This is a genomic window from Caulobacter sp. DWP3-1-3b2 (assembly GCF_049896325.1).
Lineage (GTDB): Bacteria > Pseudomonadota > Alphaproteobacteria > Caulobacterales > Caulobacteraceae > Caulobacter.
In genome coordinates this window covers 135,259-149,935 of record NZ_JAFCUB010000008.1, presented here as the reverse complement: position 1 = coordinate 149,935, position 14,677 = coordinate 135,259, and the positions used below count along the sequence as shown (strand labels likewise).

Here is a 14,677-nt window from a genome sequence, read left to right as displayed (position 1 = left end):
GATTGCCGCCCACTGCCGATCCGATAACCAGAACTCTCCAGCCATGATCCACCTCCGTTCCAAAGAGTGAATCACAGCAAGAATGCTCAATCAATACCTTGATTGGGTTTTGACCCTAGGCCGCCGGCTGGGGCGGGGCGGTGATGACTTCGACATTGTCGTTGAGCAGATAGACCATGTCGCGCAGGGCCTGGTCCTGATCCTTGACGGTGGTGGCGGCGCCGACCGCCTGCAGCTTGCCGGGCAGGTCCTGGCTGATGCCGCGCAGGATGCATTTGAGGTCATCGACCGCGCCGCGTTCCTTCAGGGTGACGTGGCCCTTCATGTCCTGGGCCGATAGCTCGCCGATCGCGGCGCTGAACACGTCGAAGCCCTTCAGGGTTACAGCCGGCCCGGCGGCCTCGGTCGGCAAGGCCTTGCGGTAGGCCTCGGTCCGCGCCTTCAACCCGCCCGCACGCCGGATGATGTCGGCGAACAGCGGCTCGGCGGCCACCGAGGCCGGGGCGGGCGCCGGCTGGACCAGGGCTGGAACCGCCCCCGGCCCTGTGCTGACTTGGGCGTCGGGACTGAACGATGCCAACCACAACATGGCGGAAAAGGCGACGGCGTCACAGGACATGGGGTGCTCCCCGCGAAAAACGTCATGGGTCTTCATGACGCGGCGGTATCGGTTTGATAAGCCCGGCCAGGTAAACGCCGATTTACCACGTTCACGAAAAAGGACCGCCGCATGGCCGATCTCGACGCCGCCTGGACCCGCCTGGAAGACGCAGCCCAGGCCGCCGGCGAAAAGCGCATCGTCCTGATGTTCGACGCCGAGCCCGGAAGGCTCGAGACCCTGACCCTGGACGTCGCCGGTCTGCACATCGACCTCTCCAAGCAAGCCTGGGACGAGGCCGGCCTCGAGGCGGCGCTCGACCTCGCCCATGCGGCCAATGTCGAGGGCGCCCGGGCCCGGATGTTTGGCGGCGAAGCGATCAACGGCTCCGAGGGCCGCGCGGTGCTGCACACCGCCCTGCGGGCCGCCAAGGACGCGGCCTTCACGGTCGCCGGCCAGTCGGTGATGGGCGAGGTCGAGGCCGTCCGCCAACGGATGAAGGCCTTCGCCGACGCCGTGCGGTCGGGCCAGATCAAGGGCGCGACCGGCAAGCCGTTCAAGGCCATACTGCACATCGGCATCGGCGGCAGCGACCTTGGCCCCCGCCTGCTGTGGGACGCCCTGCGGCCCATCAAGCCCGCCATCGACCTGCGCTTCGTGGCCAATGTGGACGGCGCCGAGTTCGCCCTGACCACGGCCGACCTCGACCCCAGCGAGACCCTGGTGATCGTGGTCTCCAAGACCTTCACCACCCAGGAGACCCTGTCCAACGCCACCGCCGCGCGGGCCTGGCTGGCCGACGCCCTCGGGGAGGAGGGCGCCAACGCCCACCTGGCGGCGATCTCCACCGCCCTGGACAAGACCGCCGCCTTCGGGATCGCCGATGACCGGGTGTTCGGCTTCTGGGACTGGGTCGGCGGCCGCTATTCGCTGTGGTCGTCGGTCAGCCTGTCGGTGGCCGTGGCCTGCGGCTGGGAAGCCTTCGAGGGCTTTCTGGCCGGCGCCGCCGCCATGGACGCCCATTTCGCCAGCGCCCCGCTGGAGAACAACGCCCCGGTGCTGATCGCCCTGGCCCAGATCTTCAACCGCAATGGCCTGGACCGCCGGGCCCGCTCGGTCGTGCCCTATTCGCACCGCCTGCGCCGCCTGGCCTCGTTCCTCCAGCAGTTGGAGATGGAGAGCAACGGCAAGTCGGTCGGTCCTGACGGTCTGCTGGTCACGCGCGGCACGGCCACCGTGGTGTTCGGCGACGAGGGGACCAATGTCCAGCACGCCTATTTCCAGTGCATGCACCAGGGGACCGACATCACGCCGCTGGAATTCATCGGGATCGCCGCCTCCGACGAGGGCCCGGCGGGCATGCACGCCAAGCTGCTGTCCAACCTGCTGGCCCAGGCCGAATCCCTGATGGTGGGCCGCACCGAGGCCGACGTCCGGGCCGAGCTCGTGGCCAAGGGCGTGCCCGAAGCGCAGATCGCCACCCTGGCCCCGCAGCGCACCTTCGCTGGCAACCGGCCGTCCACCATGGTGGTGCTGGAGCGCCTGACCCCCCAGACCTTCGGCGCCTTGATCGCTCTGTATGAGCACAAGACCTTCGTTGAGGGGGTGATCTGGGGGATCAACAGCTTCGACCAGTGGGGCGTCGAGCTGGGCAAGGTGATGGCCGGTCGCATCCTGCCGGAGCTGGAGAGCGGGGCGGTGGGTGAGCACGATCCCTCGACCACGGCGCTGATCGCGCGGCTGAAGGGCTGAGCCCCGCCCCCTAGACCGCTCATCCCGGCGAATGCCGGGACCCAGATCCCAAAGCGGTGTGGCTGACGGGATGGGCGCAGCGCCCTTGGAACCCAGTCTGAGTTCTTCCACCTGGGTCCCGGCATTCGCCGGGATGAGCGGGATTTTTAGGGCTCCCCCTCCGCCTCCAGTTGGGCGTGAATCCGCGCCGCGTTCTGCTCGCTGAACCGCAGCAGCGCTAGCTTGAGGGCGCGGGCATGGGCGCTGTGAGCGGCGTCGAGGCGGGCCTTGAGTTGGGCGTCGGTGAGCTGGTCGTCGTCGACAGCGGCGAAGGCGGCCAGGTGATCATTGGCGGGCTTGGGCGGTTGAGGCTTGCTCATGGGGGATCTCCTTCAAGGGGTTGGGAAACGCGGGCGCGCAAGGGCGCCTTCCGCCGGGATGAGCCGGCGGGGCGGGGAGGCGGCGGAGCGTCCGGGCCATGCCCGGAAAGGATTTGTAGGAACACCGTTTCGGCCTGGGCCGGAGCGCTCCGCGCGGTCGGTGGACGAAAGCCTTCGGGTCGCGGATTTTTAACCCGCTCCGATAGAGGCCCCCGGCGGGCGGAGGGGCGGCAGCCCCGTCCGGACCGCGCGGGCGATTTCAGCCCGCGCCTGTGGCGACCGCCTGTCGGCTCCGAGGGGATGTTCCCGGCGCCCGGTCCGGCCCGCCCGAAGCCCCATCCGAGGCCCCCACGTTCCGCCGACCAGGCCCTCCAGGCCCCTCGCAACCGGCCGACGGACACGCCCCGCTCGACCACCCCCACCCCCCGTCAGGTCGCCAGCTGGACGGCCTCCCCAGGGATGGGGCGAGGATGATTATGCGGGGGGTTTTGGGGGTGAAGGACGAGATTGTTGCTACGCCCGTGTGAGTGGGGCGTAAGGGGTTGAAATTGCTGGGGGCGGGGGTGGTCGATGCTCGTGGTGAAACGGGGATGGAGGGGTTTGGCGCGAGGAGCGGACCTTCCACGCCAAGCCCGGCCGCGTTCGTCAGCGGAGATCGGAGACGTCTGAGGCTCACCACAAGCTACCTCTCTAACTTGCCGCCGCTAGATCTGGTCGAACAGAGCGCGAGCCTTTCCGGTCGGTATGCTTCCCGTCGTTGTAAACCTCGCTAAGACATTCCATACATCGCGTGCAAATTGGGGACGCTGGAATGGACCGCAGACCGACGACACAGGACATCTCGTGGCTGCTCGACCTCGACAAGAATGGGCAACTTGACTTGGATCCGCCATATCAGAGAAGAAGTGTGTGGACCGCTAAGGATCGCCGCTTCTTTCTTGACACGATTTTCAGAAACTTCCCTTCACCGGCCATATTCCTGCATAAGCACATCTCTGAAACCGGTGCGGTGAAATACTATGTCGTTGATGGCAAGCAGAGACTTGAGACGATCCTACGGTTTTCCAAAGGAAAGCTTCGCATCGCTCAGGATTACGGCGACGTCCGGCTCAACCACAAACGGTTCTCCGACATAGTCGACGACTTCGAAATGAAGGCCCGGTTCTGGAACTATCAGGTCCCCGTGGAGATGATCGATTTCCAAGACGCTGAACTGGTCAAAGACGTATTCGATCGCCTCAACCGCAACTCAAGAAAGTTGACTGGCCAAGAACTCCGTCACGCCAAGTTCGACGGCTGGCTGATCACAAAGGCCGAGGCTGAAGCCGAGTTGGAGGTTTGGCGTACGCTCGGAGTCGCCACACGTGCCCGCGCAACGAGAATGATGGATGTCCAATTTATCTCGGAGCTGGTGGCCGTTGTCCTGCAGCAGGGTCCGAACGGCTTCAGTCAGGAAGACCTCGACGACCTCTATGCCGAGTACGACGATCTAGACGAATTGCCGGATTTCGATGTCCAAGGCTTCGAGGACAAGATGGAACTAGGCAAGTCGACCTTGATGGCGATGGAGCTTCGCAACAAGTCCGTCACAGAAATCGCTCGCACCTTTACCCATATCTATTCGCTCTGGGGCGTGCTTGTGACCGCTTCCTTGTTGCCTCCAGTAGACGTGCTTGCGGACAGATACCGGGGCTTCATGGCCAAGGTTGAGGAGCTCGCAGATCTCGCGCCTAGCGCACCCCGTCCGCCTGGTGACTTTGAGAACGCGGCCGCCTATCGGGAAAACTCACGCGGTGCGAGCACAGAGCCTGCCCAGCGCTCGGCCCGGCATACTATCTTGATCGAAGAGCTCGTAGATCCATGAAGGTGCAGGCCTCGATCCGGGCGTTGTACGACCAGCAAAAGCCGGTCGCCGAAGCTCTGAAAGTCCAAGTCGATGGAACCTTGGAAGCCTTTAAACCGAGACGCTGGCATTTCGAGAGCCGGATAAAGGAACTGAAGAGCTTCACTATTAAAGTCGAAACCGGTCGGGTAAAAAAGCCGGAGGCGCTGGAAGACTTTCTGGCTTGCACGGTCGTCGTGCCCAACAGCGCCTCGATCAACGAAGCGGTGCGCTGGATCGAGGAGCGTTTTGAGATCAGGTATCGTCGCCCGCCTCACGCATCCAAGACTTGGAAGAACGCAGACAGCTTTCCGTTCGATGACCTTCGCCTCTATTGCGCCAGAGGCAACGATGGATCGAGGCGGCCCGAGCCCATCGACGACGTCATTTTTGAGGTCCAGGTGAAGACCTTTCTCCAGCACGCGTGGGGAATCGCGACGCACGACCTTAGCTACAAGACGGAGGATGTCCGGTGGGGAAAGGACCGGATAGTTTCGCACCTGAAGGCCGCCATTGAGTTTGCTGAGCTCTCGATCCAGCAAGCAGAGAGCTTGTCACACAGCCCGGGTCTTCAGTTGGCGCACAAGCCTACCGCAACCACTGCAGCCATCATCGACATCTGCAAGAGCATGTGGCCACAAGACGAATTGCCGGAGAACCTGCGCGGCCTCGCTGAAACTATCCAGGCCATCCTCAAGGATGCGGAATTGACCGTCGATGACCTTCGATCGGCATTGGTAGCGGCAAAGGCAGGGTCAGGATTTCTTCCGAGGAATCTCTCGCCCTATGGAGTGATCCTTCAGTCTTTGCTCCAAAATCATGAATCGCAGATCGACGCCATGCTCCGTGATATGGCGAAGAGAGCTCAAATCCTTGTAACGCCGGAGGTTGAACTACCTCTGACGTTTGTGCCTTCGGCATACGCTGAGCGAGTGGTCGTTGTCGCCTGAGATGTGCGGTGATAATTTGAGATGTTCAACCGACATCGCCGCACCAAGGAATGTCGGCCACGGCACCTGTGGTTAGGTGGCGGCACCTGAGCACCCTATTCAAGTGTTCCGAGGTTTCGGACGATTTGAGAACGTCGAGCAATCCCCGACAGGCATCGACCCCGCCCTTCATTGGCTTGGCTACGATCAGGTGGTTCTCAACCGCGACGGCCTCATCACCGACGATTACTGTACCGACCGCGCGCTGCCGATCGCTCGGGCTGGACGTACGTCGCACTACGACGAAAGGTGGATTGAAGACGGTTCCTGAGAACGGGCGCGATCCTGTCGGCTTGAAAGCTTGATCCCAAGCCGGCGTGGTCTTGGCGCAGAGATAGGCCCGGTTGGGCCCGGCCATCTCGTGGCGATGCGGTACAACCGTTCCTACGCGGACCACGAAGGCGGACCTCACTGTCACCTTCGCCGGCTGCACTGGATCGGCCCATAGGCCATCAGTGTTCTTGGCCTTCAATAGTGTGACGAAGACGTCGACGTCAGTCCAAGTGTCGAACCGGCCGAGCGACTGGAACGTCCCGCCCAAGCCTTTCTTGGTCAGATGATCGCGGAATCTTCCATATCGACTGCCGCCTCTGAGAACCTCAGGGAGGACAGCGGCAATCGGCCTGGGCCCGCTGGGTCCATCGAGCAGCTCGTCGAGAAACAGCGCTGCGGCGTTGATCTGTCCCGCCGACCAAGTGGGCTCAACCGCTGGCGTCGTCTGTCCAAATGGGGGATTGAATAGAAAGCCGTCGGCTTTCGCCAGAATCGGGGACTTGGACATGGCGCTGCCCACTCGGATCATGGGAAAGATGTGATCGATCTCATCGACCAGACCACCGAATTCACCGCGGGCCCTGGCTAGCATGACGAGGCGGACCTTGGTCATCCGCACCAAATCCTCACGTAAATCGAGCCCGCCGAGACGTTCGCCCCATACAATAATCGTGTCGCTGAGAGAGCCGGCGAGGGGGAGGTGATCGGCATAGGCCATGAGCAGGTCGCCCATGCCGCAAGTTGGATCCACGACGAGCGAGTGTTCTGGGACCTCCGAAACGAGCAGGTTGGCAAGACGCGTCGCGATCGCAGGCCCAGAGAAAAACGTTCCCTCATCACGCCGTTCCGCTAAGCCGATGGCCTGTCTGAAGGCCTTGTAGGGCGCGCCGTTCAGAAGGGGATGATCACGCGTCGATGCGCCGTCAGCCGGAGTGTCCTCTCGGCTAGCCTGCTCGGCCGCTGCCACATAAGTTTCGAACGCCGTCAGGCCCACACCGATAATCTCATCCGGCATAAACGTGCTCGACTTGCCATTGCTCGGCACGAACCGAGTCAGCCACACCCTAGTGAAAACCTATAGCAGGCCGTGCAGACGCCGTCTCTAGTCACCCTTCACCGTCGGTCGGCGCAGAGTTCACCTTCCCGCTGTCTAAGAGAGCCAACCTCTTCAAAATCCCCTAAAACGTCTGCCGCACCTTCAAGCTCACGAACGTCACCGGATCCACATCCCGGTCCTCGACCTCGCTCACCACCCGGGGGCTGCGGCTGCTGTAGCTGACATAGCGCTGGGTGAAGTCGTCCCAGAGGTTCAGCTGGGCGCGCAGCGACAGGGTCGGGGTCGGCTTGTATTCGACGAAGGTTTCGACATAGCCCGCGCCGCGCCAGGTGAAGGTCTGGTCCGGGTCGTAGGTGCCCTTGCCCAGCAGCGGCAGCCAGTTGACGCCCCACTGGGTCTTCCAGCGCGCCAGGTCCTGGGTGAAGCCGATATTGGCCTGGGTGGGGCGGACGCCGGAGATCGGGCGGTCCTGGCCCGTGGTGGGGTCAGTGACGTGGGTCTCGTTCCAGTCGTTCTTGACGGTGAAGCGGCCGCCCTTGATCCCGAGCTTGTCGGTGGGGACCACGATATTGAGCGACAGGCGGTCCAGCGTGCCGTTGCCGATATTGCCCGTCGCCGACAGGTTGGCGCCGACCGGCAGGCGGTCGATGACGTCGATGATCTCGTCGTGGCGATAGCCGATCGTGACGATGCCTTCGCCCCAGAAGCGCCGCTCATAGGTCAGTTCCGAGATCCAGAGCTGTTCGGGGACCAGGTCGACATTGCCGCCATAGACGCTGTTGTTGTTGTCGAACGCGGCCGAGGCGGCGAAGTCGCTGAAGTCCAGCTGGCCCAGTTCGCGCTCGAAGCGCAGGCGCAGCTGGTTGTTGGCCACCGGGGTCCAGGTGGCCTGGAAGCGGGGCTTGGCGTAGAAGAAGCTGTTTTCCGACTGGGCGTCGCCCGACTGCTTGATGGTCGAGGTCTCCAGCCGCAGGCCGCCCTCGAGAGTCAGCTTGGCGTTGTCCCGCCAGGTGGCCTTGGCGAAGGCCTCGCCGCGCAGTTCCTCGACCTTTACCGAGGCGCTGGGCAGGGGGACCGCCGCGCCGCCGACCGTCAAGGCCTGGTGGGTGTCGAGCATGTTGTAGGCCACCTCGCCGCCGGCCTCGAGGGTCAGGGCGGTGGTCCGCTCGTTGCGCACTAGGGCGCGGAAGATCGATTCCGACGAGTCGCCCTTGGACGTGAAGCTGTAGCCGGGCTGGGCGAGCCCGCCCTTGGTCTCGTCGCCGGTCGCGACCTGGTCGAAATGCTCGAACTGGTGGATCAGCCGGGTTTCCAGGGTCCATCTGGGCTTGATGGGGCGGATCCAGGTCAGGCCCAGCTCGCCCGACCGGGTATCCTGGGCATAGTCGCTGCGCGCCAGGTCGGGGCCGCCCTCGGTCCCGATCGTCTGCCATTCCTGCCAGTCATGAACGCCGTACTGGCCGGTGGCCTCCAGCTTGCCGCCGCCGACCGGGCCCGAATAGTTCAGGCGCACGGAGTCGCCGCCGCCCCAGCCGTCATTGGCGTAGGGCCGGTCGCTGGTCAGGCCGCCGGCCGCGTCGTGGACGACGGCGCGGCCCGCGCCGTTGGAGTCGCTGCTGCTGGTCCCGTCGCTCAGTAGCACGCCCCAGGTGCGGTCGCCGTTGGTGGCGGTGAACTGGTAGCTGCCGCCAAAGACGTCGTGATTGCCGTCGAACAGCTGGGCGTTCCAGGTGGCGACCTGCTGGCGGCTGGCGCCCTTCTTCAGGATCACGTTCACGACCACGGCATAGCCCTGCATGTCGACGCCGGGCGCGCCGCCGCGGATCAGCTCGATGTGGTCGACCCGATCGGCCGGCGTGCGGGCCAGCACGTCGGTGCCGCCGTCGTTCTTCGAGGCCGGCCGGTTGCCGTTGATCAGGATATTGCCGACCGCGCCCTCGAAGCCGCGCGCGCCGCTGCCGTCGTCCGAGGTGAAGCCGGGCACGCGGTCGGCCATGTCGAGCGCGGTGTTGGGGCGCTGGGCGGCGAAATGGTCGGGCGTGAAGACCAGCACGCCGCGCTGGCCGGCCTCGGCGGTCGGGGGCGCCTGGGGCGCCTGGGGGGCCTGGGCGGCGTGGGCCGCGCTGGCGATGCAGACGGCGGCGGCGGTCGTCAACAGGATGGTCTTGGTCATTGGTGCTGTCCCCTCAAGCGAGGAGACAACTGCCGGTCTGGGACGTTCATCTCAAGTTACAAGACAGACAGGTAGATTACTTATCGGACAGCATTACATGGCGTTCATGTGGCGCTGTGGACAAGGACTGAAAGGTTTCGTTAAGACTCTCTTGAACCCTCAGTAACGCCGGGATTTCGAGAGCGTCGTGGGACTGTTGCTCTCGCCCCCCTAGCCTCCCGCGCCGCCCTGCGCTACAAGCCGCCGCGATGACCCGCCAGCCGCGCCCTCATAGCCGCCACCATCATCCGACCTCGCCTCGCGGGATCGGCCGGGTTCGCGCGCACTAGCGCTGCCTCGCCGCTGCCCCGCCGGAGCGCGTTCCGCGAAAGTGTGGGCGGTTTCGCGACTAGAACGCGCTCCATCTAAAAGATTCAGACGCCCTCCCGTAGGGAGGGCTATGGGCGGATGGGGCTCGCGAGCAGCACCATCCGTCGAGACCTCTTCCCAGGACGCGACGTAGCTCATGACCGACTCCACCAGCAAAGAGGGGCCCTTCCGCCCCGAGGCCCGCAACCCGCGCGGGTTCGCCGACAAGCGGGCCCGCGACCTGCGCGCCGAACGCGCCATCCTGGAAGCCGTCTCGGCCGTCTATGAGCGCTACGGCTTCGAAGCGCTGGACACCGGGGCCTTCGAATATGCCGACGCGCTTGGCAAGTTTCTGCCCGACAGCGACCGTCCCAACGAAGGCGTCTTCGCCTTGCAGGACGACGCGGATCTTGACGGGAAGAATGGGCAGTGGATGGCGCTGCGCTATGACCTGACGGCCCCCCTGGCCCGCTTCGCCGCCCAGAACTGGGAGACCCTGGCCAAGCCGTTCCGCCGCTATGCCTATGGCCCCGTCTGGCGCAACGAGAAGCCGGGTCCGGGACGGTTCCGCGAGTTCATCCAGTGCGACGCCGACACCGTCGGCTCGGCCCGCCCCGAGGCCGACGCCGAGATCATCGCCATGGCGGTCGAGGGCCTGCAGGCCGCCGGTCTGCCGCGCGGCGCGGCGGTGCTGAAGATCAACAATCGCAAGCTGCTCAACGGCCTGCTGACCGCCGCCGGGGTCGAGACCCAAGGCCAGAAGCTCTCCGTGCTGCGCGCGGTCGACAAGCTGGACCGCCTGGGCGTCGAGGGCGTGCGTTTGCTGCTGGGCGAAGGCCGGCTGGACGAGAGCGGCGCCTTCACCAAGGGCGCGGGCCTGGTCGGCAAGTCGATCGACGCGGTGTTGGACTTCGTTCAGGCCGGCTCGGGCGGTCGCACCGGGACGCTCGCGAACATCGCCAATGTCATCGGCGGTTCGGCCGAGGGCGACGAGGGGCTGGAGGAACTGGCCAAGATCGACGCGGCCCTGAAGAGCCTGGGCGTCGACGACGACCAGGCCGTGTTCGAGCCGTCGATCGTGCGCGGGCTTGAATATTACACCGGCGCGGTGTTCGAGGCCGAGCTGCTGCTCTCCACCCTCGACGAGAAGGGCCACAAAGTCAGCTTTGGTTCGATCGGCGGCGGCGGTCGCTATGATGACCTGGTCGCGCGGTTCACCGGGCAACAGACTCCCGCGACAGGCTTCTCGTTCGGCGTCTCTCGCTTGGCCGCCGCCTTGCGGGCGGCGGGGCGCGAAACGGGCGTTACGGCGCGGGGGCCAGTGGTGATCATCAATTTCGACCAGGCCCACATGGGCGAGTATTTCGCCGTGGCGGCCGAGTTGCGCCACGCGGGCATCCCGGCCGAGGTCTATCTCGGATCCTCGGGCATGCGGCCGCAGATGAAATATGCCGACCGCCGGATGGCCCCGGCCGCCATCATGCTGGGCGGCGACGAGATCGCGGCCGGCACGGTGACCATCAAGGACCTCGACTTGGGCCGTGAACTGGCCTCGGGCGTCGCCGACAACGCCGCCTGGAAGGCCGAGCGGCCGGGCCAGCAGACCATCCCGCGCGGGGAGTTGGTCGCGGCTGTTAAAACGATTATTGGCCGCAAGATCATCGGGGAATAGCATGAGGCTCGAGCGTTCCATTCCGACGGAGGCGCTCGACGCCATCCGCGCCCCGCTGCTGACCGCCGGCGCCGCCCCGACCGACGCGCCGGTGCTGCAGCCCCTCGGCCTGCTGCTCGATCTGGCCGGCGAGGCCATGCGCTCGCGATTGTTCGTGGTCTCGGGCGATGCGAGCGAGGAGCTTTGCCTGCGCCCCGACTTCACCGTCGCCATCGCTCGCGCCCACCTCGAACGGGGCTCTCTGGAAAAGAATGGAGGCGAGGGGCGCTACCTCTATGAAGGCAAGGCGTTCCGCGTCGCGCCGCGCGGCAGCGATCGGGCCGAGGAGTTCCTGCAGATCGGCGTCGAGGCCTTCGAGGCCGCCGATCCCTCCCAGGCCGACGCCGAGATCGCCGCCCTTGCCTGGGCCTCGGCCGTCGCCGGCGGTCGCGACGACCTGACCTTGCTGCTGGGCGATGTCGGCCTGTTCGGGGCCTTCGTCGATAGCCTGGGCCTGACCCCACCGCTGGGGGCGCGGCTGAAGCGCGCCTTCACCAAGCCGCGGCGGCTTAGGATCGAACTGGAAGGCGGCGCCGCTGTGACCGGCGACCAGAGCCGCATCGCCGCCCTGTTGGCCGGCCTGCCCGAGGCCGAGGCCTCGGCGGTGCTTCAGGAACTGTGGTCCCTGGCCGGCATCGAGCCGGTGGGCGGCCGCCGGCCCGCCGAGATCGCCCATCGCCTGGTCGAGCGCGCCGAGGCCGCCAGGGCTGGGTCTCTGTCCACGGACGAAGCCGACGCGGTGCGGGCCTTCCTGGCGGTCAGCGATCGTCCGGGCGCGGCGCTTGACGCCATCTCGGCCTTGGGTGGCCCGCAACGCGGGGCGCTGGACGCGGCGCTCGATGGCTGGCGCCAACGCCTGGCCGGCATGGCCGCGCGCGGCGCTCCCGAGGATCGCATGCGCCTGACCGCCGCCTTCGGCCGGGCGTTTGGCTATTATGACGGCTTCCTGTTCGAGGTGCGCAGCGACGCCTTGGGCGACGACCGGCCCGTGGCGGCGGGCGGGCGATATGACGGCCTGCTCGCGCGGCTAAGCGGCGCGACCAACACCGGCGCCGTGGGCTGCATGGTGCGCCCGGCGCGAGCCTATGCGGGAGGCGGCGAATGACTGCTCCGATGATCTTCGCCATCCCTTCCAAGGGTCGGCTAAAGGACCAGGTCGAAGACTGGCTGGCCGATTGCGGCTTCAGGCTGGAGATGTCGGGCGGTTCGCGCGGCTACAGCGCCGAACTTTCCGGCCTGCCGGGGGTTTCGGTGCGGTTGCTGTCGGCCGGCGACATCGCGGCTGGACTTGATAGCGGCGAGCTGCACCTGGGCGTTACCGGCGAGGACCTGCTGCGCGAGCGCGGCGAGGACATGGACAGCCGGGTCATGTTGCTGCGCGCCCTGGGCTTTGGCCGCGCCGACCTGGTGGTCACCGCCCCCAAGAGCTGGCTGGACGTCGATTCGATGGCGGATATCGACGAGGTCGGCCATGCGCATCTCGCAAAGACGGGCCGCCGGCTGCGTGTGGCCACCAAATACGTCACCCAGACCCGCGCCTTCTTCGCCCGCCATGGCGTGGCCGACTATCGCATCGTCGAGAGCAGCGGCGCCACCGAGGGCGCTCCCGCAGCAGGGGCGGCTGAACTGGTCGTCGACATCACCACGACAGGCGCCACCCTGGCGGCCAATGGCCTGAAGATCCTGGCCGACGGGGTAATCCTCAAGAGCCAGGCCCAACTGACCGCCTCGCTGATCACGCCTTGGACCCCCGGGCAGATGGACAGCCTGCGGCGACTGCTATCGGTGGTCGAGGCAAAGGGCCGGGCCCGCACCTTGGCCACCCTGGTCTGGCCCGCCGAGCAGGACGCCGCCGGTCAGGCCGCGGTCGCGCCCTTTGTTGGCCAAGGCGCGCGCCGGGCCAATGCTGCCTTGCTGGCGACCGCCGACCTGTTCGAAGCCGCCGCCGCCCTGGGCGCCGCTGGGGTCGAGCCGGTGACGGTGTCGCGGCCAGACTATGTCTTCGAGTCGCGCTCGGCGGTTCTAGATGCGCTCAAGTCACGACTAGCCGCGCATATTTAACATCGGCGTCAAAAATATCATATGAGAACAGTGGTAAGTTTGACTGGGTGGTCCAATCTATCGGGATTGTGTCAAAAATATTCCAACGCCTTGCGGATTCACGATCGTTACCGTTGACACCATCTCGGTTTTGCCGTTTCTAACCCTTGCAAGGAAGAAACGAGCCCAAAAGAGAGCTCCCTTCCTTCGGCGTTTCGGGGAGGAAACGCCCACCTAGATCGAATGATCAAGAAATAGCCAGACCCGCCGCGATTATCCCCCGCGGCGGGTTTGGTGTATCTGGATCCGCTTTCTATTTTTGACAGACTCGACAAAAAAGGTGGCTTCGCATGGAGCCGCCTTTTTTTCTTTCGGGGACATGCACTTGTGCGTGTCCCCAGATCTCGGGCGCGGATGGGGACACGCACAAGTGCATGTCCCCGACGGTAAGTCCCTCAATGCTCGTGCATCCCCGCCATCCCCGCCATCGGGTCGGCTGCAGCCTTCGGTGGCCCGGCCTCGACCGAAAGGTCGATCCTCATTCGGCGGCCGTCTTCGAACACCAGGGTCACCGGCGTCTTGCCGCCCGGCGCCTGGGCCTTGGTCAGGCCCATCAGCATCACGTGGTAGCCGCCGGGCGCGAACGCGACCTGGGCGCCCGGGACGACCGCAACGCCGCCGGTCACCGCGCGCATCGACGAAACGCCGTTCTTCATCAGGCTCTGGTGCAGGGTGATCGAACGCGCGGCGGAGCTTTCGATCGACACCAGCTTGATCGGCTTGGCGCCGACATTGGCCAGGGTGAAATAGCCGACGCCGTTCATGCCGGCGGCGGCGGGGCGAGTCCACGGGCGCTGCACTGCGATGCCGCCGAGGCGATAGTCGCCGGCGGCGGCCGGAGCGGCCTGGGCCAGGGTGGCAAGGGTCAGGGCGGCGAGGGCGGTCAGGGCAAGGCGACGCATGGGAGGTCTCTCGATCAAGGTTTCATGCCGGGCATGTCGGCGGGCGTGGCGGGCGTGGCGGGGGTCAGGTGGACCACCGGCGCCGGACGGGTCAATTTTTCACCGGGTCGTTGCGAGTCGGGGACCTCGGTCCACTGGCTCTCGCCATGCTCGCACGTCTGGACGACGGGGAAGACCAAGTCGCCGGGCGTGGCCGGCAGCTTCATCAGCACGGCGAAGTCGTCGAACTGGTCGTCGGTCAGGCGGCCCGTCCAACTCACCGAGGTCGTGCGCCGCTTGGCGGGGTCGGCGTTGTCGGTCTTCTCGATGACGATCGTCCAGCCCGTCTTGGGTTGCGGTCGAGCCGAGGCCACGGCGTCGGGGATCTCGACCCGCAGGCTCAGTGTGGCGTCGCCTGCCGCGCAGGCGTGGCCCACCCGGAAGGCGATGGCCGAATAGGACCCGGACTTGGCCTCGTTCGGCGCAGCGACCACGTGGGCGGCGGCGGGAAGCGGCGCCAGCAGGGCGGCGAGAAGGATGAGATTGCGCATGTG

12 protein-coding genes are annotated in these 14,677 nt (G+C 65.7%); 6 read left to right on the top strand and 6 right to left on the bottom strand.

Annotated features, from left to right (window positions below):
* Positions 1 to 115: 115 nt before the first annotated feature.
* The gene (locus ACP7AG_RS08620; protein WP_426009879.1) at positions 116 to 619 is read right to left on the bottom strand and encodes a hypothetical protein; all 504 of its coding nucleotides are present in this window, start codon (positions 617 to 619) and stop codon (positions 116 to 118) included.
* A gap of 111 nt (positions 620 to 730) precedes the next feature.
* On the opposite strand from ACP7AG_RS08620, the gene pgi reads away from it, so the two are divergent.
* Positions 731 to 2,350 carry a glucose-6-phosphate isomerase gene (pgi, locus tag ACP7AG_RS08615; protein WP_426030541.1) on the top strand — a complete coding sequence of 540 codons (1,620 nt, stop codon included), beginning with the start codon at positions 731 to 733 and terminating at the stop codon, positions 2,348 to 2,350.
* A 146-nt stretch (positions 2,351 to 2,496) separates the two neighbouring features.
* On the opposite strand, the gene ACP7AG_RS08610 is transcribed toward pgi, so the two are convergent.
* Entirely contained in the window at positions 2,497 to 2,709 is a 213-nt protein-coding gene (locus ACP7AG_RS08610) for a hypothetical protein (RefSeq protein WP_426009876.1), read from the bottom strand.
* A gap of 811 nt (positions 2,710 to 3,520) precedes the next feature.
* Between ACP7AG_RS08610 and ACP7AG_RS08605 the strand changes: the two genes are divergently transcribed.
* Positions 3,521 to 4,573, top strand: coding sequence for a DUF262 domain-containing protein (locus ACP7AG_RS08605; protein ID WP_426030540.1), 1,053 nt, complete (start codon positions 3,521 to 3,523; stop codon positions 4,571 to 4,573).
* Positions 4,570 to 5,541: a hypothetical protein gene (locus ACP7AG_RS08600; RefSeq protein ID WP_426030539.1), complete on the top strand. Its 972-nt coding sequence runs from the start codon at positions 4,570 to 4,572 to the stop codon at positions 5,539 to 5,541. Before ACP7AG_RS08605 ends, ACP7AG_RS08600 begins: the two co-directional genes overlap by 4 nt.
* 25 nt (positions 5,542 to 5,566) lie before the next feature.
* Here the strand turns inward: ACP7AG_RS08600 and ACP7AG_RS08595 are convergent, their stop codons facing one another.
* Both ACP7AG_RS08595 and ACP7AG_RS08590 read right to left on the bottom strand, forming a co-directional pair.
* Entirely contained in the window at positions 5,567 to 6,868 is a 1,302-nt protein-coding gene (locus tag ACP7AG_RS08595) for a hypothetical protein (protein WP_426030538.1), read from the bottom strand.
* A 163-nt stretch (positions 6,869 to 7,031) separates the two neighbouring features.
* Positions 7,032 to 9,083, bottom strand: coding sequence for a TonB-dependent receptor plug domain-containing protein (locus ACP7AG_RS08590; RefSeq protein WP_426030537.1), 2,052 nt, complete (start codon positions 9,081 to 9,083; stop codon positions 7,032 to 7,034).
* Positions 9,084 to 9,588: 505 nt separating this feature from the next.
* Here ACP7AG_RS08590 and hisS point away from each other — a divergent pair.
* From hisS to hisG, 3 genes are read left to right on the top strand one after another with little or no spacing between them, the layout of a single operon-like run.
* Positions 9,589 to 11,103, top strand: coding sequence for a histidine--tRNA ligase (gene hisS / locus ACP7AG_RS08585; protein ID WP_426009870.1), 1,515 nt, complete (start codon positions 9,589 to 9,591; stop codon positions 11,101 to 11,103).
* 1 nt (position 11,104) lies between these two features.
* Positions 11,105 to 12,247 (top strand): ATP phosphoribosyltransferase regulatory subunit, encoded by a 1,143-nt coding sequence (locus ACP7AG_RS08580; protein ID WP_426030536.1) that lies wholly within the window; start codon positions 11,105 to 11,107, stop codon positions 12,245 to 12,247.
* Positions 12,244 to 13,203, top strand: coding sequence for an ATP phosphoribosyltransferase (hisG, locus tag ACP7AG_RS08575; protein ID WP_426009867.1), 960 nt, complete (start codon positions 12,244 to 12,246; stop codon positions 13,201 to 13,203). The genes ACP7AG_RS08580 and hisG overlap by 4 nt, the downstream gene beginning before the upstream one ends.
* Positions 13,204 to 13,637: 434 nt before the next feature.
* On the opposite strand, the gene ACP7AG_RS08570 is transcribed toward hisG, so the two are convergent.
* Complete coding sequence (locus ACP7AG_RS08570) at positions 13,638 to 14,144, bottom strand: copper chaperone PCu(A)C (RefSeq protein ID WP_426030535.1); 507 nt, start codon at positions 14,142 to 14,144, stop codon at positions 13,638 to 13,640.
* A 14-nt stretch (positions 14,145 to 14,158) separates the two neighbouring features.
* Positions 14,159 to 14,674, bottom strand: a complete 516-nt coding sequence (locus ACP7AG_RS08565; protein WP_426030534.1) for a YcnI family protein — start codon at positions 14,672 to 14,674, stop codon at positions 14,159 to 14,161.
* Positions 14,675 to 14,677 lie beyond the last annotated feature (3 nt).